The following is an 18,215-nucleotide window of genomic DNA, read 5'->3' on the forward strand; positions in this document are numbered from 1 at the left end:
CTGTCATGAGATCACGGCAGGTGGCCCTGCACGCCGCGCTCGCGGTCGGCGGGCTGGCGATGCTGTTCCCGTTCGTCTGGATGTTGCTGATGTCCTTCAAGGGCACCAAGCAGCTCCTGCGCGACCCGCTGTCCTGGCTGCCCGACCCGTGGCGGTGGGCGAACTACCCCGACGCGCTGGCGACTGTGCCGTTCGGGCAGGCGTACTGGAACAGCATCTACATCGCGGTGCTGAACGTCGCGCTGACGCTGCTCACCTCGGCCATGGCGGCCTACGCCTTCGCCCGGATCAAGTTCCGCGGCTCCGGGGTGCTGTTCGTGGTGTTCCTGGCCACGCAGATGGTGCCGATGCAGGTGACGATCGTGCCGCTGTACCTGATGCTGGCCCAGGTCGGCTGGGTGGACTCCCACCTGGCGCTGATCTTCCCGACGGTGGCGAACCCGTTCGCGGTGTTCCTGCTGCGCCAGTTCATCAGGGCGGTGCCGGTGGAGCTGGAGGAGGCGGCCAGGATCGACGGCGCCGGCCGCTGGCGCTGCTTCTGGAGCATCGTCCTGCCCAACATCAGGCCGGGGCTCGGCGCGCTGGGCATCATCGCCTTCCTCGCCTCCTGGAACTCCTTCTTCTATCCGCTGGTCTTCATCAACTCCGCCGAGCTGAACACGGTCCCGCTGCTGCTCAGCCAGTTCGCCGAGCAGTACGGCGCGGCCGACTACGGGCTGCAGCTCGCCGCCGCGGCGCTCGCCGTGGTGCCGACGCTGATCGCGTTCCTCATCGGGCAGCGGAGGATCATCAACTCGATGGCCGCATCAGGCCTGGGAGGACGCTAGATGCTCGACCTGCGAGAGCGCCCGTTCACCGACCGGGGCTCGCGCCTGCTCGTCATGGCCGCGGACGACGGCTCCCTGTGGATCGCCGAGGCCCGCTACGAGACCAGGCTGAGCGAGACGACCGTGCTCAAGGGTCTGCGCCTGTTCGCCGATGGCGAGGAGCTGCGGGTCCGCCGGGCGCTGCCCGACCGGGTGGAGTTCGACGGCGGCGTGGCCATGGCCTTCGCCGACGCTGAGACGATCGTCCTGCTCGGCGACGGCGCGCGGGCGGTCTGGGACGGCGGCGAGGCGGCCGTGACCGGCTGCCTCACGCTGGTGGGCGAACCCGGCGAGCGGAAGGGGGTCCTGGAGGCCGCCGCCGCCCGCTGGGACTCCTGGTTCGCCCGGATGCCCGAGGTCCCCGACGACCTGCGCGAACGCGCCAGGCAGGCGTGGTGGACGCTGGCCGTGAACCTGGTGGACATTCGGGGCAGGGAGTCGCTGATCCCGTCCAAGTACGGCTACGTCGGCCTGTGGAACTGGGACTCCTACTTCCACGCCATCGCGCTCAGGCACGCCGACCCCGCCCTGGCCAGGGAGCAGATCCGCATCCTGCTCGACAACCAGCGGCCCGACGGCCTCATCCCGGACGTCGTGCACGACCACGGCGTGCTCAGCGAGACCACCGACCTGCCCAGGTCCGACCTGGCCAGGCTGGCCCAGCACGTCGGCGGCGAGCCGAACCGCGACGTGGTGCCCGTCACCAAGCCCCCGCTCACCGCCTGGGCGGTGTGGAAGATCCACGAGGTGGACCCCGACCTCGGCTTCCTGGCCGAGGTGTACGAACCGCTCGTCCGCTCCCAGCGGTGGTGGTTCGCCTGCTCCGACCCGGACGGCGACGGCCTGGCCGAATACCTGCACCCGTACTCCTCCGGCCTGGACGACAGCCCGATCTGGGACCACGGCCCCCGGGCCGAGCCGCCCGACCTGAACTCCTACCTGGCCCTGCAGTACGACCGCCTGGCCGACATCGCCGCCGCGCTGGGCCGCGACGACGACGCGGCCCGGTGGCGGGAGGCCGCCCAGGCGCTGGTGGACCTGATGGTCGAGCGCCGCTGGAACGGGACCAGGTTCGTCACCCCGGGAGCCGAGGTGCGCACCCCGCTCGACCTGATGCCGCTGTTCACCGGCAGGCTCCCGGCCGAGATCGCCGGCCGGCTGGTCGCCGACCTCACCTCGCCGAGCTTCTGGGCCGAGCGCCCGGTGCCCACGGTCGCCTTCGACGACCCCGGCTTCGACCAGGACGCCATGTGGCGCGGCCCGGTCTGGCTGAACGTCAACTACCTGCTCATCGAGGGCCTGCGCCGCTCCGGTCACCAGGACGTGGCCGCCGAGCTGGCCGCCAGGACGCTGGCCATGGTGCGCGACGGCGGCGGCCTGTACGAGTACTGGAACCCGCTGACCGGCCGCCGGGCCGGGCGGGCGACCTCAGGGTTCGGCTGGTCGTCCGCGCTGTTCCTGGACCTCGCTCAGGAGTGCCTGCGGGCCAGCTCGAACGCGCCGGCGGCGAGCGCGGGGAACTCCTGAGCGGCGCGCATCTCGTCGAAGGCCCCCGTCGCCATCAACGTGACCGCGAACGTCCGGCCGTCGGCGTGCCTGGCGCTGAAGCTCAGGTCGTAGACGCCGGGCTCGGCGCCGCCCTTGAACCAGATCCGGGACCACCGGTTCTCGTCCAGCTTCAGCGCGGGCCCGCCGGCCGTCATCGCCTCGCCGACCTTGGGGTCGTCCAGCCTGGCCAGCTCGGCGTGCGCGCGGCAGACGTCGGCGGGTGAGGCGAACCACTCGATGGTGTCGAGCTCGCGCGGCCCGCTCCAGGGGATGATCCGCGTCAGCGGGACGCCGGCGACGACGTCGGCCAGGTAGGCGCGCCTGCCCGGCACGTCGAGCGACAGGTAGCGCTCGGCGTGCCGGGGGTAGTCGGCGCCCTTGAGCACGGTCAGCTCCCTGGTCGACAGCAGCGGCAGGTTGCGCTCGTCGCGCACGCCCCACCTGCGCATCGTGCGCTCGACCGCCTTCCTGCCGACGTGGTGCAGCAGCAGGTCGGTGGCCGTGTTGTCGCTGATCGAGATCATCAGCTCGGCGGCCTCGAACACGGTGACCCGGCTGTTGTCCGGCCGGTCCTGCAGCACGCCGCTGGGCACGCTCTTCAGCTCCGGCTTGATCGTCAGCTCGGTGTCCCAGCGGAACCTGCCGCGCTCGATCTGCTCGCTGACCGTGCCGAGCACGTACAGCTTGACCATGGAGCCGAGCGGGCGCTCCCGTTCCGACGAGACGGCGCGCACCTGGCGGCAGTCACCGCCCCTGGTCAGCTCGGCGGCGACGAACCCGGCCCCGGGCGCGGCCTTCTTGAGCCGGCGCTCCAGCTGGCCCCAGCTCTTCGGCGCGGGCGGCGGGGGCTGCTCCTCCTGCGCGCCCAGGCCGTTGATCTTGCCCGCGTCGTCCATGGAGAGCTGCAGGTTGCCGCGCTTGCCGCCGACGGCGATCACCGCCGACAGCGCCTTGTCGTGGACGATGGTCACCTGCTCCACCCGCAGGCCCTTGAGCGCCATCAGCAGCTGGTTGACCTGGGCGGCGGAGATCTGGGCGAGGAAGTCGGCGGAGAAGCGCGCGGTCAGCTCGTCCTGGGCGATGGGGGCGCGGGCGGAGGCGTCGATCACCCAGCGGAGCCCGTCGCCGAGCGGCGTGTCCGGGATCTCGGCCGGCGGCGCGGTGCTCGTGGGCGGTGCGGTGGTGCCCGTCTGTGTGCCCGCCTGCGTGCCCGTCTCTGTGCCTGCCTGGGTGCCCGTCTGGGTGCCCGCCTGGGTGGCCGCGGGCGGGCCGCCGCAGCCGGTCACCGCGGCGGCCGCCGCCAGGACGGCCGCGAGCAGTTTCGACTTCGCCATGAGAACTCCTTCGACGGTTGGGACGTGCCTCCATCCCAGCCCCGGCGAGGGTGCCCGGCCCACCGTGCCCGCCGTCGTTCCGCAGGTGAGGCTGCCTGCGCCGAATGTGCGGTTAACCTCATAGACGTCCCGGCGATCCCTCCTGACGATGGTGGTCTATGAATGCGAGGCTGATCGCCGGCTCGCTGGCGTCGATCGCGGGCGCCGGCGTGATCGCGGGCACGCTGCTGGAGAGCGCGGCTCCCCTGCAGTGGGTGTTCATCGTGCTCGCCCTCGTCCTGCCCGGGCTGGGATTCCTGCTCGCGGTCCGGCGGCCGGAGCTGCGTTACGGCTGGCTGCTGCTGGCTGCGGCGCTCTTCCTGGGGCTGGGCGCGTTCGGCACCGGGTGGACCGTACGGTTCGGTCCGTCGCACCTCTCCGTCGCGCTGTCGGCGATGATGACCGTGTTCTACGGGCTGACCTGGATCTTCATCCCGCTGCTCTTCCCCGACGGCCGGTTGCCGTCGCGCCGGTGGCGGCCGGTCGCCTGGCTGGGCGCGGTGGCGGTCGCGCTGCACACGCTGGGCAACGTGTTCCTGCCGTTCCTGCCCGGGGGCGGGGACAACCCGATCACCCCGCACGGCCTGGTGGCCGTGTTCGCCTCCGGCCTCGGTCAGGCGCTGGCCGTCATCGTGGGCCTGGTCGTGCTGATCGGCCTGGTCGTGCGCCGGCGGCGGGCCTTGCCGCCCGAGCGCGGGCAGTACACGTGGATGGTCGCGGGCACGGCCGCGAACGTGGTCGGTTTCGTGGCGCTGGTCGTCTATCTGACCGGCAACGCGCACCCGGTGTTCGCCGTGCTCGGGCTGCTGACCACGATCGGCTCCCTGCCTGCCGCCATCCTGGTGGCGATCGTCCGGTACCGGCTGCTCGACCTGCGGCTGGGCCTGCGCGGCTCGCGGCTGCACCTGATCTTCGACCTGCGGCCCACGGTGGACGAGGTGCTGACCGACCTGGGCAGCGCGCTGGCCGAGACGCCCGAGCCGGTGGAACAGCTCGACCGGCTGGCCGGCGCCGTACGCGGCGGGCTGGACGTGCGCTGGGCCGCCGTCACGCTGCCCGACGGCACCCGGGTGGTGTCTGGGCAGGAGGAGGGCGAGCCGGTGCTGACCCTGCCCGTACGCGGCCAGGGCCGGATCGAGTGCGGCCCGCGCAACGGCGGCCGGCTGACCGCCGAGGACCGTCGGCTGCTGGCGGCGCTGGCCGTGCCCGTCGGCCTGGCCATCCAGAACGCCGGGCTGATCACCCGCCTGGTCAACGCCCAGGAGGCCGAGCGGCGGCGTATCGAGCGCAACATCCACGACGGCGTGCAGCAGCAGCTCGTCGCGCTCATCGCCGGGCTCGAACTGGCCCGCGCGATGGGCGAGCAGCCGGCGGCGGCGCGCGCGTCCGGGGCGCGCGGCGGCCAGGACCTGCTCGCCGGCCTGCGTGAACAGGCCCGTCAGACCTTGCAGGACCTGCGCGAGCTGGCCGCCGGCATCCACCCGTCGGTGCTCAGCCAGGGCGGGCTGGTCGAGGCCGTGGAGGAACGCTGCTCCCGGCTGCCGGTGCACACCACCGTGACCGCCGAGCCCGGGCTGCGTGCCAGGCGCTACGCCGATGAGATCGAGGGCGCGATGTACTTCACGGTGAGCGAGGCGGTGGCCAACGCGCTCAAGCACGCCGGCGCGAGCGCCATCGAGGTGCGGCTCGAACACGCGGGCGGACGGCTGCGGGCCACCGTGGCCGACGACGGCAGAGGGTTCGGCCTGGCCGGCGTCCAGCGCCGGGGCCTGGCCACGCTGGCCGACCGGCTCGACGCGCTCGGCGGCGGGCTGGAGCTGCACAGTGAGCAGGGGAAGGGAACAAGGATGAACGCCTGGGTGCCGGTCGATGCCTGACCGGATCAGGATCGTGGTGGCCGACGACCACTATCTCGTCAGGGAGGGCACCCGCCAGTTGCTGGAGATGTCCGGCGAGGCGACGGTGGTCGGCGCGGTGGGCAACGCCGACGAACTGCTCGACGCGGTGCGCAGGCTCGCCCCCGACGTGGTGATCACCGACATCAGGATGCCGGGCGGCGCGTGGCGTCAGGGGTTCGAGGGCATCGACGCGGCCCACCGCGTGCACGCCGAGCACCCGGGCGTCGGCGTGGTCGTGCTGTCGCAGTTCTCCGACGCGTTGTTCGCGTTCGAGCTGTTCAAGCACGGCACCGCGGGCTTCGCCTACCTGCTCAAGGACCGGGTCGGCGACCTGGACGAACTGCTCGGCGCGATCAGGGCGGTGGCGTCGGGCGGCTCGGTGATCGACCCGAAGGTGGTCGAAGGGCTGCTGGCCAAGCGGGACGTGCGCGGCCAGCGGGAGGCGCTGACCCCCAGGGAACGCGACGTGCTGCGCGAGATGGCGCACGGGCGCTCCAACTCGGCCATCGCCAAGGCGCTGCACCTGTCGATCTCCTCGGTGGAGAAGAACGTCAACGCCATCTTCACCAAGCTCGGGCTGGAGAACAGCGGCGACGTGCACCGCAGGGTGGCCGCCGTGCTGGCGTACCTGGGACCCTCGTGATCGCCTGATCAGCCGAAGACGGCGGGCGGCGGCACGGGGGCGAGCACCGGGTCGCCGTCCTTGATGGGGTAGGCGCCGGCCACGAAGTTGGTCAGCGCGTCGCCCTGGACGCAGCGGGCCTGCGTGAGCCCGCCGGCGGCACGCCGGGTCAGCTCGCCGATCGGCAGCTCGGCGCGCGAGGCGGCGACGATCAGGTTGCCGAAGCGCCGCCCGCGCATCACGCCGGGCTCGGCCAGCAGCACCACGTGCCGGAACGTGCCGCGCACGGTGGCCAGCAGCCGCTTGGCGAACGCCAGGCCCTTGCCGTCGGCCAGGTTGATCAGCAGCGTGCCGTCGGGACGCAGCACCCTGGCGATGTCGCCCATGTATTCGGCGGTGGCCAGCTCGACCGGCATGGTGGCGCCGGTGAAGGCGTCCAGGACGAACAGGTCGGCCGAGTCGTCCCAGATCTTGGCGGTGCCCTCGCGGCCACCCTGGACGATGACCTTGAGCTTGGGCACCGAGCGCAGGTCGAGCTGTTCGCGCACCAGGTCGACCAGCCGGTCGTCGGGCTCGATCACGATGTGCCTGGAGCCGGGGCGGGTGGCGGTCACGTAACGGGGGATCGTGCAGGCTCCGCCGCCCACGTGCACGCAGCTCAGCGGGCCCTCGTCGAGCAGGTCGATGACGTCGGCCATGAGGCGTACGTACTCGAATTCCAGATATGTGGGGTCTTGTAGATCGACGTACGACTGCGGTACGCCATCCTTGGACAGCACCCAGCCGTCCTGCCTGTCCAGATCCCGGAGCAGTTCGACCTCGCCGAACGTCACCGGGTACCGGCCGGGCATCGGTTCCCGCTGTCCACGTGCCACGCTGATCCCCTCCTGGGAGAACCGTATGCGACGACGAAGGCTGATTGTGCTCGTTAGCGCGCTTCTCGCGGTATTCGGGGCGGCCGCGTTCGCGATCCTGGCCGCGGACCGGGTGAGGGGGAGCGCGGCGAACATCGCGGCGGCGTACTTCGCGGCCTGGCGCAGATCCGACTTCGGCGCCATGGCGCGGCTGGTGGACCGGCCGCCGGGCGACTTCGTCTCGCGGCACTTCGCGCTGTCGGAGAAACTGCACGTGGAGTCGCTGGAACTGACCTTGGGGCAGCTGAAGAGCACCGGCGAGAATGCGGCCGAGGTGCCGTTCGGCGGGGTCAGGACGCTGCGCGAGTTCGGCGCCTGGCCGTTCGAGTCGACGCTGCGGCTGGGCGTGCGCGACAGGGCGTGGAAGGTGATCTGGGCGCCCGAGACGCTGCACCCGCTGCTCAAGGACGGCGGCACGCTGGAGCTCAACGAGATCGCCGCCGCCCCGGTCGAGCTCGTCACCAGGGAAGGCAGCAAGATCCCCAACGACAGCTACGCCGAGGCCTACCTCGCCGCGCTCAGACCCGAGTTCGAAAGCGCCAACCACGGCTGGGAGCTGGTCGCGCAGCAGCCGGGGCGGCCGCCCAAGCGGCTCAAGAGCATCGCGGCCGAGGCGGAGCACGAGCGCACCACGCTCTCGCGCGCCGTGCAGGCCGCCGCCGCCCGGGCGCTGGACGACACCCCCGACGCGGCCATCATCGCCTTACGCCCGAGCACCGGCGAGATCCTGGCCCTGGCCGACCGGCTGACCGACAACTACAGCGCCATCGAGGACGTCTTCCCGCCCGGCTCGACGTTCAAGACGATCACGGCGGCCGCGCTGCTCGGGGCCGGGATGTCGCCGTCCGACGAGCTGGGCTGCCCGGGCAGCTACTCGATCCCGGAGCACCAGCCGTACGTCAACGACGGCGAGGTGGACCGCGGCCTGGTGAGCTTCGCCGACGCGTTCGCCTACTCCTGCAACACCACGTTCGTCGAGCAGGCCACGACCAAACTCACGCTGAGCGAGCTGCGCGAGGTGGCCGAGGCGTGGGGCTTCGCCCGGCCGATCGCCACCGGCGTGGGCGGCACCTGCGGCTCGATGGAGGACGCCGGCGACCTGAACGAGCTCGCCCTGGACGCCATCGGCCAGGGCACGGTGCAGGCCAGCCCGCTGTGCATGGCCGCGATCGCGGCGGCGGTGCAGAACGGCACCTGGCGCTCGCCGCGGCTGCTGTCGGCGGCCCAGGTACGCCGGCTGGACAGCCCGCCGCACGCCCCGGTGGCGATCCACCCGGAGATCGTGGCCGCGCTGCGGGAGATGATGGCGGCCGTCGTCGACCACGGCACGGCCGGCGCCGCCGGGCTGCCGGAAGGCGTGGCCGGCAAGACCGGCACGGCCGAGGTGGAGGGCGACGAGTCGCACGCCTGGTTCATCGGCTACCGCGGTGACCTGGCCTTCTGCGTGTTCGTACGGAACGGGGGCGGCGGCGGCGCGGTGGCGGCGCCACTCGCGGCCCGCTTCCTGAACGGACTGTGACCTGCCACACCACGGCGGATCAAGGGCGCTAACCTACGCTACCGTAGGTTTCATGACGACCATCACCGTGAAGCCGAGGCTGCGTGGCTGGTTGCACACAGGAGCACTGCCCGTGACGCTGGTCGCCGGGTTCGTGCTCGTGGCGCTCGGCCCCACCCTGCAGGCGCGGCTGGCCTCGGCCGTGTACGCGATCACCTCGGCGTTGCTGTTCGGCATCTCGGCCACCTATCACCGGGGACGTCTGGGCCCCAGGCTGGCCGAGGCGCTGCGCAGGTTCGACCACGCCAACATCTATTTGATCATCGCGGGCACCTACACGCCCTTCACCCTGCTGGCGCTGGACGGCGCGGCCCGCTGGACGGTGCTCGGCGTGATCTGGGGCGGCGCGCTGGCCGGGGTGTTGTTCCGGGTGTTCTGGATGGGCGCGCCGCGCTGGTTGTACACCGTGCTCTACCTCGGGCTCGGCTGGACCGCGATCTTCGTCATGCCGCAGCTGGTCGAGGGCGCGGGCGTGGCCGCCGTGGTGCTGGTGGCCGTCGGCGGCGTCTTCTACTCCGCGGGAGCCGTCGTGTACGGCCTGCGCCGGCCCGACCCTTCGCCCGATTGGTTCGGATTTCACGAGGTCTTCCACGCTTTCACCATCGCGGCCTATCTGGTGCAGTACATCGCGGTGTCGATCGTGGTCTACTCGCACGTGTGAACAATCTTGCCGCGCTCGGGGACGAGCAGTACGTCTCGGTGACGACCTATCGCAAGGACGGCACGCCCGTCCCGACGCCCGTCTGGGTGGCACGAGACGGTGACGCGCTGGTCTTCTGGACCGTCGCGGCCTCGGCGAAGATCAAGCGGATCGGGAACAACCCCGAGGTCGCCGTGGCGGGCTGCGACGTGCGCGGCAGGACCCACGGCAGCCAGGTCAAGGGGCGGGCCGAAGTGCTCGACGCGGCGGGCACCGAGCGGGTGCGCGGGCTGCTCAAGCGCAAGTACGGGCTGTCCGGCCGCGTCGTGCTGCTGTTCAGCACGCTGCGCAGGGGCCGCGCGGGCACGGTGGGAGTGCGCGTCACGATCATTTGACCCGCCTCTGGCCTGCCTTGGCCCGCCGGCCGGTGCTTTCTCCGCCGCCGGGGGAAGACACCCTCACTATGGGTGCGATGGGACCGGTCGGCGCGGCCGGCTTGGCGGGCTTCTCCAGGAACTGGTGGCTGCTGCTCGTGCGCGGGATCGCGGCCGTCGTCTTCGGCGTGCTGGCGCTGTTCTGGCCCGCGATCACGGTGCTGGTGCTGGTGATCTGCTTCGGCGCGTACGCCATCGTGAGCGGGGCGTTCTCGTTGTTCGCCGGGTTCAGGCACGGGCAGGGGTCGCGCGGCTGGCTGATTTTCTCCGGAATTATCGGGATATTGGCCGGGATTGTGGCCTTTGTCTGGCCGGGAATCACGTCGTTGGCGTTGTTGTATCTCATCGCCTTCTGGGCGATCTTCGCCGGGGTGGCGGAGATCGTCGCGGGCATTCAGCTCCGCAAGGCGATCACCAATGAGTGGATGCTCATCGTCGGCGGCATTCTGTCGGTGATCGTCGGCGTGCTGCTGATCGTCTGGCCGGGGGCGGGCATGATCAGCCTCGCCTGGCTGCTCGGGATCTTCGCGCTCCTGTACGGCATCACGATGATCGTTCTTTCCTTCCGGGTGAAGAACCTCGCGCGTAACGCCGGGTTGCCGTAAATTTTTCGGATATATCGGCGTTCCCACGGGGAACGTATGGCATGTCTGGCTCACCGTGGAGGAGACATGGACGTACACACCCGCCTTTCCCGCCATCTGCTCGTCGACGGCTACCGGCTCGTGCTCGATCTGGGCCGCAGCCGCGGATCGTGGCTCGTCGACGCCCGTAACGGCCGCCGCTACCTGGACTTCTACACCTTCTTCGCGTCCGCGCCGCTGGGCGTGAACCCGCCTTTCGACCCGGAGTTCACCGCCCTGCTCGGCGAGATCGCCCGCAACAAGCCGGCCAATCCCGACATCTACACCGAGCAGCTGGCGGACTTCGTCGACACGTTCACCCGCGTGCTGGGTGATCCGGCGCTCCCGCGGCTGTTCTTCGTCGAGGGCGGGGCGTTGGCGGTGGAGAACGCGCTGAAAACCGCTTTCGACTGGAAGAGTCGTAAGAATGAGGCGGAAGGCCGTTCGCGAGACCTCGGCGGCAAAGTACTCCACCTCACCAAGGCCTTCCACGGCCGCAGCGGCTACACACTGAGCCTGACCAATACCGAACCGGGCAAGACCGACCGCTTTCCGCAGTTCGACTGGCCGCGCATCGACGTCCCCGCCATTCACCACGGCGACGTGGAGGCGGCCGAGGAACGGGCGCTCGCCCAGGCCAGGGCGGCCTTCGAGGCGCATCCGCACGACATCGCCTGCTTCATCGCCGAACCCATCCAGGGCGAGGGCGGCGACAACCACATGCGCGCCGAGTTCCTGCAGGCCATGCAGGCCCTGTGCCACGAGCACGACGCCCTGTTCATCCTGGACGAGGTCCAGACCGGCGGCGGCACCACCGGCACGCCGTGGGCCTACCAGCAACTGGGGCTCGAGCCCGACGTGGTGGCGTTCGCCAAGAAGGTCCAGGTGGGCGGCATCATGGCCGGACGCCGCGTGGAACAGGTGCCCGACAACGTCTTCACCACCAGCGGCCGCATCAACTCCACCTGGGGCGGCGGCCTCGTCGACATGGTGCGCAGCCGGGGCATCCTGGAGATCGTCGAACGCGAGGGGCTGATCGCCCGCGCGGGCACGGTCGGCGCGCTGCTCCTGGAAGGGCTCACCAAGCTGGAGGCCGAGCACCCGGAGACGCTCTCCAACGTCCGCGGCCGCGGTCTCATGTGCGCCTTCGACCTGCGGGGCGCGGCCGAGCGCGACACGCTGGTGACGCGGCTGCGCGAGGACGAGGGCGTGGTCGTGCTGCCGTGCGGGCCGCGCTCGGTCCGGCTCCGGCCCGCGCTCAACATCCCCGAGCCGGATCTGGATCTCGGCCTCGCCGCCCTCGCCACCGCGCTCTCCCGGCCGCTCTGACGTCCCGCCCGGCCCGGCCTGCTCGTCGGGCTACTCGGCGACGGCGGCGGCGGTGCGGCGCGGGCCCAGGTAACGCCAGAAGAAGTTGAGCAGCACGCTGGCCCGGTTACGCCCGCCCAGCAGGTACGACACGTGGATCAGCACCCACGCCAGCCAGGCAGGCAACCCGTGCATGGTGAGCCCGTTGGCGAGCTGCAGCACCGCCTGCCCCTTGCCGACGGTGGCCATGATCCCCGGGTCGCGGTAGGAGAAGGCCGTCACGGGCCGACCGCGCGCGGCCGAGATGATCTGCCGTCCCACGTGCTTGCCCATCTGGATGGCCGGCTGGGCGAGCTGGGGCAGCGCGCCTGGCTGGCCTGACAGGTCGCCGGCCACGTAGATCTCGGGGTGGTCGGCCACGTTCAGCGCCGGCGTCAGCGTGATGCGACCGCCATGGCCCTGCGGCAGCCCCCAGTCCGACACCTGCGCGGGCGCGGTCACCCCGAGGGCCCAGACGGTCACGTCGCTGGTCAGCCGGGTCCCGTCGGCCAGGAGGACGGCGTCGGGCTCAACGCCCGCCACCGTGGCGCCCAGCCGCAGCTGGACCCCTCTCCTGCGCAGCGCGTCCGCCGCCGCGTCGCGCAGCCGCGCCTTGTACGGCGCGAGCACGTAGTCGAAACGTTCCACCAGCGTGACGCTGGTCTGCTCGGGCAGGATCTCGGGATGGGTGAGCGGGATCGTGCGTTTGCGCAGCTCGGCCAGCGTGCCGGCCATCTCGACGCCGGTGGCGCCGCCGCCCACGACCACGACGTGCGTGCTCTCGCGCCGGCCCGCCGCGGTGTCCTCCAGGTAGCGCTGCAGCCGGCGGCGCAGCCCGGCCGCGTCGCCGAGCGAGTAGATCGGCAGCGCGTTCTCCTCGGCGCCCGGCACGTTGATCCAGTTCGTGGTCACGCCGGTGGCCAGGACGAGGTAGTCGTAGGGGAGGCTGGCGCCGTCCTCCAGCTCGACGCGGCGCTCGGCCGGGTGCACCTTGCTCAGCGAGGCGCGGCGGGCCCGGACGGTCGGGTAGCGCGCGGCGAAGGCCCGGGTGGGGTAGGTGACGTCGGCGGTGCCCAGCCCGGCGGTGGCGACCTGGTAGAGCAGCGGCTGGAAGGTCGAGTACGGGTTCCTGTCGATGAGCGTCACCAGCGCGCCGCCGCGAGCCAGCTCCCTGGTGGCCGCCAGACCGGCGAAGCCCGCGCCCACGACCACGACCCGCGGCCGCGTGGGCCGTTCCTTCTGCTGCATCGGCTCGTCCTCCCGACGTGTTCGTCCCCTGAGACCCGTCATGGATGCATATGGCACCACGATCATCTCTTAAACCTCGCGGGGGTTGCCGGGAAGCGCCCGGGATATCCCCTTCCCCGTGGGTACGGCGAAGTACGGCTAACGTCGTCACGTGTGCGGATGGCTGAGGGGGAGTGCCGCATGTCAGAGCAAGCGACCAGCATTGAGCGCCTTGGCCTTCGGATCACCGAGCGGCGCGAGGCGCTGAACCTCACCCGCGCGGAGCTGGCGGGCCGCGCGGGCATGTCGGTCGAGTACCTGACGTTCCTGGAGGAACAGCCGGGCATGCCGATCCGCGAGGCCGTGGTGCGCCTGGCCGAGGCGCTCGGCGCCGGCGTGGCCGACCTGCTCGGCGACCTGACGCAGACCCCGGCGGGCGTCGGCCCGGCCGCGCCGCACTCGACGCTGATCCCGCTGTCCGAGGCGGAGTGCCTGCGCCTGCTCGAACCCGGCGGCGTCGGCAGGATCGCCTTCGAGGGCCGGTTCGGCCCGACCGTCCTGCCGGTCAACTTCCGGATGGCCGACGGCGAGATCGTCTTCCGCACGGCCACGGGCGGCACCACCGACGAGGACCTGCGCACTGGCGTGGTGGGCCTGGAGTACAAGGTGGCCTTCGAGGTCGACCGCATCGAGGAGCTGACCAGCGGCGGGTGGAGCGTTCTCGTGCAGGGATCGCTGCATCACGTCACCGAGGAGGAGGAACGCGCCATGGCGGCGGCCACCGGCGTGGAGCCCTGGGCGGGCGGCGTGCGCCAGCAGTATCTGAAGGTCAGGCCGAGCCGCCTGTCCGGCCGCCGTATCCAGCCAGGCTGAGCACCCCTGGGCGACCCCAGGGGAGAGGCCCCGGTCGAGCGGGGCGGCGCGTCAGTCGCGCCTGGAGAGCCAGAGGCCGATGGCGGTGACGCGGGAGTCGACGCCCAGCTTGGCGTAGATGCGGTTGACGTGGTTCTTGACGGTCTTCTCGCTGAGGAACAGTCGCTGCGCGATCTGGCCGTTGGACTGGCCTGTGGCGATCAGGTCCATGACCTCGGCCTCGCGTTTGCTCAGGGGTGTGAACGCGCTGTCGAACGCTGCGTCGTCGACTCTCATCCGGCCTCCGGGGGCGCGCAGACGGTCACATCGCCGATGGCCCCCGTGCTTCCGGCGTTAGCGTAGACAGCGAGCATAACTCGCAATGTCGTGATTTGGGGCGGTCGCCGGGAGAAAACGACAACGGCCGGTCCCGTGGGACCGGCCGCGCGCTTGGGGTGAGTGAAGGGACTTGAACCCTCGACATCCAGGACCACAACCTGGCGCTCTGCCAACTGAGCTACACCCACCATGGCCGCCCGTCTCCGAACGGCACAGGAAAAGTGTAGCGGGATTCGGGAGTCTTTACGCCACCGGTTTAGCCGCTGACCCGCTCGGCGAGTGATCTGGCCGTGGCGGAATCGGGCCCCGGCTGCTCCACGAAGATGGCCGCGCGGTAGTAACGCAGCTCCCTGACGCTCTCGGTGATGTCGGCCAGGGCGCGGTGCCCGCCCTGCTTTTCCGGCGCGGCGAAGTAGACCCGCGGGTACCAGCGGCGGACGAGCTCCTTGATGGAGGAGACGTCGATCATCCGGTAGTGCAAATAGGCATCGACCCCGGGCATGTCGCGCGAGATGAACGTGCGGTCGGTGCCGATCGAGTTGCCGCACAGCGGCGCCTTCTTCGGCTCGGGCACGTGCCTGCGGATGTAGTCGAGCACCAGCGACTCGGCCTCGGCCAGCGTGACGCCGCCCGCCAGCTCGGGCAGCAGCCCCGAGGCCGTGTGCATCTCCCTGACCACCTGCGACATCTGCTCCAGCGACTCAGGCGGCGGCTTGATGACCACGTCGACGCCTTCGTCGAGCTGGTTGAGCTCGCTGTCGGTGACGACGCACGCCACCTCCACGAGCGCGTCGCGCCCGAGGTCGAGCCCCGTCATCTCGCAGTCGATCCAGACCAGCACGTCACTCATACGTTCTCCTCGCCCAGCGGCTCGGAGCGATCCGCCCGCTTGTTACGCCACCAGCCTAGTGCCACGGGTCACGCGGGCTTGAGTGAGCTGAGCACCTCGCTCACCACATCGGTGCCGAGATTGTCGGGAACGGAGACGTAGACCACGGCCGGCGCCTTGCCGGGACCGCGATCCATCAGCAGGAGCGCGCCGTTCTCCTTGTTCCACTTGTAGCCCTTCTTCTTCGACTCCTTGCTGAAGTCGAAGGTGAACTGGATGACCCAGGCCTCGCGGTCGCCGACCTTGGTGGCCTTGTTCTCGGTCACCTCGGCGGTGTGCGGCACGCTGCTGTAGTACTGCGCGGCCAGCGTCATGAACAGGTTCTTGGCCTTGACCTCCAGCTCGCCGCCGGTGGCGTTGTGCAGCTCGCTCAGCGGACCGGTGAGCACGTTGCCGTACCAGGTGCTCTCGCCGTTGAACTTCTCGTGCGAGATGGCCTCCACGCCGCTCGACCACAGTTGCTGGCCGGGCTGCGGGGCATCGCCGTTGATCCCGGCGTAGGTGGGCACCCGCCAGCCGTCCGGCATCTGGAACGACACGCCTGCCTGGGCGTCGGTGATCACGCCGTCCTGCGGCTGCGGCAGCTCGCGCGCGCCCTGCGACGGCGGGTCGGACGGCTGGCCGGACGGCGGCGGCTCGCTGGTCGGCGTCTCGGTGGGCGTCTCGGACGGCGTCTCGGACTCCGTGTGCGACTGCGGCGACGGCTGCGCCACCGGCTGGCCGCCGCGGTTCACGAAGTAGATCCCGGCCACCACGATCAGCGCGACCACGACCAGCGCCGCCACGCCGCCGAGCACCCACGGCAGCGGGCTGCTCGGCTTCGGCGGAGTCCCGTACCCGCCGGGACCGGGCAGCGGCCCGCCGTAACCCGGGCCCTGCGGCGAGGCGAACCCCGGACCCTGTGGCCCGCCGAACCCCGGGCCCTGCGGTGAGCCCTGGCCGGGAGCCTGCGGCCCGGCGTACCCGGGCGCGGCCATGCCCTGCGTGGGCTGACCGGCGCCGAAGCCCTGTCCCTGTCCCTGGCCCTGGCCCTGGTTCGGGCCGGGCGGCTGGGGGCCGCTCGACGGCTCCTGCGGGCGGCCGTACGGGTCGTGCGCGAAGGAGGGCCGGCCGTACTGCAGCGTCGGGTTCGCCGGCGTCGCCGACCAGCCGGGACCGGACTGGGTCTGCGGCCCGGACGGGGTCTGCGGCCCGGACTGGGCCGGTGGAGGTTGCTGCCCCGGCTGGGGCGGTTGCGGGGGTTGTTGGGCCTGCGGCCCCTGCTCGTGCCGGTGGATGGCGTCCGTCCACTGGGCGCCGTCCCACCAGCGCAGCTGGGGCTCTCCGTACGGGTCGGGATACCAGCCCGCGGGGGTCTGCGTGGTCATGCTGGCCAGAGTAGTAAAGAACCGCTTTGATATGCATTGTTGAGCGGCTGCTCAGCCCACGCAGACGCTCTAGCCGCACTTGTACGTGAACGTGGCCTTGTCCGTGCGCTCCGGCCCCGGCGAGAGCACCTTCAGCGTGGCCGTGGCCTTGACCGTGCTCTTGCCCTGCAGCTTCCAGCGCAGCGGCACCGTGTACGACGTCTGGTCCGCCCTGGCCTCCAAGGTCGCCTTCACGACCTCCTTGTCGAGGTTCTTGCGCCACTCGTAGCTGATCTGACCCGCACCGCCGTTGGTGACGATGGTGGCGGTGATGTCGACCGCGCTGTCGCAGCCCTGGGCCTTCTTCGGGGCGACCACGTCCAGCGACTTGATGGCCAGCGCGGGCCCGGCGTCGCTGAGCCGGAACCAGGCGAAGACCGCACCGGCCATGATGACCGCGAACGTCAGGGCGGAGACGATCGTCTGCTTGCGCCGAGACCGGGCCGCCCGGCCCGGCCTGCCGGCCCTGCGGCCGGTCTTGTGCACGGTGGGCGCCTCGGCGCGTCCCTCGCGCCAGATCCGCTCGGCCGTGGTCTCCGGCCTGGCCTGCTCGGTGCCCGTGCCCACGCCCGGGCCGAAGTGCACCGGCTGGCCCGCGTTCATGGCGGGGACGTGCAGCAGCGTGACGATGTCGCCCTCGTCCTTGGGCGGCTCGGCGTGGGCGGCGAACGGCCCGGAAGGCGGCTGCGCGAACGCCGACCTGCCGCGGGCCGCCTGCGCCAGCGCCTCGCCGCCGATCACGACGCCGGGCAGCGCGGCGCGCTCGTTGAGCAGCGTCGCGCGGGCGTCGGCCAGCCCGCGGATGCTCGCCAGGTCCGCCACCCGGGTGAACAGGTCGGCGGCCTGCGGCGCGCTCCTGCCGCACGAGCCGGCCAGCCCGCGGGCCAGCGACGCCCAGCCGGCCACGTCGCGCTCGCGCGGCGAGACCTGGCCCCTGATCGCGTCGGACAGACCGCGCTCGGACAGCAGGGCCTGACCCTCGGCGGTGATCACCACCGTGCCCGGGTGCACGGACCCGTGCGTCACCCCGGCCGCGTGCAGCGCGAGGAGCGTCTGCGCGGTCTCCGCCAGCAGGTACGCCCCGCCGCCCGGATCGATCGGCCCGGCGCCGAGCAGGTCGCCCAAGGTCGGGCTGACCGCCTGCGCGGTCAGCAGCCACACCTGGTCACCGGCCGCGACCACGTCGGCCACCGGGATCAGCCCGGACAGACCGCCCAGCACGAGACGCTGGTCGGTCATGACCGCGGCGACGACCCGTTCCTTGACGCCGGGCAGCCCGATGACCCTGGGGTCGAACAGCAGCGCCCCGGCCCTGCGGCCATCGGGCGAGATCGCGTCGATCCAGTTGCCCAGCTCGGTGATCCAGGTGTGCTCGGTGAGCCGGAACCCGGCGATACCGTTTCTTGGGTTGTCCATCGCCGTGCCCCCCGGCGCGTTCAGCGCTTCCTCCGGTGCCGTCCTGCCATACGGCGTTTCACCGCAAGTGTGACTGGTACCGCGCCGGACGTCATCAGCCCGAACGCCAGCAATGCGGACGGCACCGCGCCTTCACCGGTCAGCCGCGGCTCCTCGGTCGGCTCCTCGCCGGGCTCCTCGCCGCCACCGCCGTCGTTGGTCGGGGTCCCGGTGGTCGTGGCGCTCGCCGTCGAGGTGTTGCGAGGGGGCGCGCTGGTCGAGGG

17 protein-coding genes, 1 tRNA gene and 1 pseudogene are annotated in these 18,215 nt (G+C 71.4%); 10 read left to right on the forward strand and 9 right to left on the reverse strand.

The annotated features are described in order from the left end of the window. The first annotated feature begins 5 nt into the window (after positions 1-5). On the forward strand, positions 6-827 hold the full coding sequence (locus HII36_RS18745; protein WP_173524503.1) for a carbohydrate ABC transporter permease: 822 nt from the start codon (positions 6-8) through the stop codon (positions 825-827). Beyond that, positions 828-2,393 (forward strand): amylo-alpha-1,6-glucosidase, encoded by a 1,566-nt coding sequence (locus tag HII36_RS18750; RefSeq protein ID WP_173524504.1) that lies wholly within the window; start codon positions 828-830, stop codon positions 2,391-2,393. It abuts the gene before it with no gap. On the opposite strand, the gene HII36_RS18755 is transcribed toward HII36_RS18750, so the two are convergent. After that, positions 2,336-3,748 (reverse strand): serine hydrolase, encoded by a 1,413-nt coding sequence (locus HII36_RS18755; RefSeq protein WP_173524505.1) that lies wholly within the window; start codon positions 3,746-3,748, stop codon positions 2,336-2,338. The two genes, HII36_RS18750 and HII36_RS18755, sit on opposite strands and share 58 nt — an antisense overlap. A 158-nt stretch (positions 3,749-3,906) precedes the next feature. On the opposite strand from HII36_RS18755, the gene HII36_RS18760 reads away from it, so the two are divergent. Both HII36_RS18760 and HII36_RS18765 read left to right on the forward strand, forming a co-directional pair. Next, complete coding sequence (locus HII36_RS18760; protein ID WP_173524506.1) at positions 3,907-5,664, forward strand: sensor histidine kinase; 1,758 nt, start codon at positions 3,907-3,909, stop codon at positions 5,662-5,664. Next, positions 5,657-6,328, forward strand: a complete 672-nt coding sequence (locus tag HII36_RS18765) for a response regulator transcription factor (protein ID WP_173524507.1) — start codon at positions 5,657-5,659, stop codon at positions 6,326-6,328. The genes HII36_RS18760 and HII36_RS18765 overlap by 8 nt, the downstream gene beginning before the upstream one ends. A gap of 8 nt (positions 6,329-6,336) precedes the next feature. Here HII36_RS18765 and HII36_RS18770 read toward each other — a convergent pair whose 3' ends face one another. Next, positions 6,337-7,182: a spermidine synthase gene (locus HII36_RS18770; protein ID WP_328807781.1), complete on the reverse strand. Its 846-nt coding sequence runs from the start codon at positions 7,180-7,182 to the stop codon at positions 6,337-6,339. 46 nt (positions 7,183-7,228) lie between these two features. On the opposite strand from HII36_RS18770, the gene HII36_RS18775 reads away from it, so the two are divergent. The 5 genes from HII36_RS18775 to lat all read left to right on the forward strand — a co-directional run bounded on the left by HII36_RS18775 (position 7,229) and on the right by lat (position 11,805). Continuing rightward, positions 7,229-8,740, forward strand: coding sequence for a penicillin-binding transpeptidase domain-containing protein (locus HII36_RS18775; RefSeq protein WP_173524508.1), 1,512 nt, complete (start codon positions 7,229-7,231; stop codon positions 8,738-8,740). Positions 8,741-8,792: 52 nt separating this feature from the next. After that, positions 8,793-9,440, forward strand: a complete 648-nt coding sequence (gene trhA, locus HII36_RS18780) for a PAQR family membrane homeostasis protein TrhA (protein WP_173524509.1) — start codon at positions 8,793-8,795, stop codon at positions 9,438-9,440. Next, entirely contained in the window at positions 9,437-9,814 is a 378-nt protein-coding gene (locus HII36_RS18785; RefSeq protein WP_173524510.1) for a PPOX class F420-dependent oxidoreductase, read from the forward strand. Before trhA ends, HII36_RS18785 begins: the two co-directional genes overlap by 4 nt. A gap of 77 nt (positions 9,815-9,891) precedes the next feature. Further along, the gene (locus HII36_RS18790) at positions 9,892-10,458 is read left to right on the forward strand and encodes an HdeD family acid-resistance protein (RefSeq protein ID WP_173524511.1); all 567 of its coding nucleotides are present in this window, start codon (positions 9,892-9,894) and stop codon (positions 10,456-10,458) included. Between the two features lie 66 nt (positions 10,459-10,524). Then, positions 10,525-11,805 carry an L-lysine 6-transaminase gene (gene lat / locus HII36_RS18795; protein WP_173524512.1) on the forward strand — a complete coding sequence of 427 codons (1,281 nt, stop codon included), beginning with the start codon at positions 10,525-10,527 and terminating at the stop codon, positions 11,803-11,805. Between the two features lie 30 nt (positions 11,806-11,835). Here the strand turns inward: lat and HII36_RS18800 are convergent, their stop codons facing one another. Beyond that, a complete protein-coding gene (locus HII36_RS18800; RefSeq protein WP_173524513.1) occupies positions 11,836-13,071 on the reverse strand; it encodes an NAD(P)/FAD-dependent oxidoreductase in 1,236 nt (411 codons plus the stop codon). Positions 13,072-13,251: 180 nt separating this feature from the next. Here HII36_RS18800 and HII36_RS18805 point away from each other — a divergent pair, with 180 nt between their 5' ends. Beyond that, positions 13,252-13,923 (forward strand): helix-turn-helix domain-containing protein, encoded by a 672-nt coding sequence (locus HII36_RS18805; RefSeq protein ID WP_173524514.1) that lies wholly within the window; start codon positions 13,252-13,254, stop codon positions 13,921-13,923. A 51-nt stretch (positions 13,924-13,974) separates the two neighbouring features. On the opposite strand, the gene HII36_RS18810 is transcribed toward HII36_RS18805, so the two are convergent. The 6 genes and pseudogenes from HII36_RS18810 to HII36_RS55730 all read right to left on the reverse strand — a co-directional run. Continuing rightward, complete coding sequence (locus HII36_RS18810) at positions 13,975-14,199, reverse strand: helix-turn-helix domain-containing protein (protein ID WP_173524515.1); 225 nt, start codon at positions 14,197-14,199, stop codon at positions 13,975-13,977. A gap of 154 nt (positions 14,200-14,353) precedes the next feature. Beyond that, a tRNA-His gene (locus HII36_RS18815) sits at positions 14,354-14,429 on the reverse strand. Positions 14,430-14,497: 68 nt separating this feature from the next. Further along, the gene (gene orn / locus HII36_RS18820; RefSeq protein WP_173524516.1) at positions 14,498-15,091 is read right to left on the reverse strand and encodes an oligoribonuclease; all 594 of its coding nucleotides are present in this window, start codon (positions 15,089-15,091) and stop codon (positions 14,498-14,500) included. 68 nt (positions 15,092-15,159) lie between these two features. Beyond that, positions 15,160-16,497, reverse strand: a complete 1,338-nt coding sequence (locus HII36_RS57910) for a DUF2510 domain-containing protein (RefSeq protein WP_173524517.1) — start codon at positions 16,495-16,497, stop codon at positions 15,160-15,162. A 69-nt stretch (positions 16,498-16,566) separates the two neighbouring features. Further along, positions 16,567-17,952 (reverse strand): protein kinase family protein, encoded by a 1,386-nt coding sequence (locus HII36_RS18830; RefSeq protein ID WP_173524518.1) that lies wholly within the window; start codon positions 17,950-17,952, stop codon positions 16,567-16,569. A gap of 20 nt (positions 17,953-17,972) precedes the next feature. After that, positions 17,973-18,215, reverse strand: a pseudogene (locus tag HII36_RS55730) (serine/threonine-protein kinase); the annotation flags it as partial.

Source organism: Nonomuraea antri (genome assembly GCF_013283785.1).
Lineage (GTDB): Bacteria > Actinomycetota > Actinomycetes > Streptosporangiales > Streptosporangiaceae > Nonomuraea > Nonomuraea antri.

Coding starts and splice junctions, on each gene's coding strand:
- HII36_RS18745 (WP_173524503.1), top strand. CDS start 6: ATGAGATCACGGCAGGTGGCCCTGCACGCCGCGCTCGCGGTCGGCGGG.
- HII36_RS18755 (WP_173524505.1), bottom strand. CDS start 3,748: ATGGCGAAGTCGAAACTGCTCGCGGCCGTCCTGGCGGCGGCCGCCGCG.
- HII36_RS18790 (WP_173524511.1), top strand. CDS start 9,892: ATGGGACCGGTCGGCGCGGCCGGCTTGGCGGGCTTCTCCAGGAACTGG.
- trhA (WP_173524509.1), top strand. CDS start 8,793: ATGACGACCATCACCGTGAAGCCGAGGCTGCGTGGCTGGTTGCACACA.
- HII36_RS18750 (WP_173524504.1), top strand. CDS start 828: ATGCTCGACCTGCGAGAGCGCCCGTTCACCGACCGGGGCTCGCGCCTG.
- HII36_RS18830 (WP_173524518.1), bottom strand. CDS start 17,952: ATGGACAACCCAAGAAACGGTATCGCCGGGTTCCGGCTCACCGAGCAC.
- HII36_RS57910 (WP_173524517.1), bottom strand. CDS start 16,497: ATGACCACGCAGACCCCCGCGGGCTGGTATCCCGACCCGTACGGAGAG.
- orn (WP_173524516.1), bottom strand. CDS start 15,091: ATGAGTGACGTGCTGGTCTGGATCGACTGCGAGATGACGGGGCTCGAC.
- HII36_RS18810 (WP_173524515.1), bottom strand. CDS start 14,199: ATGAGAGTCGACGACGCAGCGTTCGACAGCGCGTTCACACCCCTGAGC.
- lat (WP_173524512.1), top strand. CDS start 10,525: ATGGACGTACACACCCGCCTTTCCCGCCATCTGCTCGTCGACGGCTAC.
- HII36_RS18800 (WP_173524513.1), bottom strand. CDS start 13,071: ATGCAGCAGAAGGAACGGCCCACGCGGCCGCGGGTCGTGGTCGTGGGC.
- HII36_RS18760 (WP_173524506.1), top strand. CDS start 3,907: ATGAATGCGAGGCTGATCGCCGGCTCGCTGGCGTCGATCGCGGGCGCC.
- HII36_RS18765 (WP_173524507.1), top strand. CDS start 5,657: ATGCCTGACCGGATCAGGATCGTGGTGGCCGACGACCACTATCTCGTC.
- HII36_RS18805 (WP_173524514.1), top strand. CDS start 13,252: ATGTCAGAGCAAGCGACCAGCATTGAGCGCCTTGGCCTTCGGATCACC.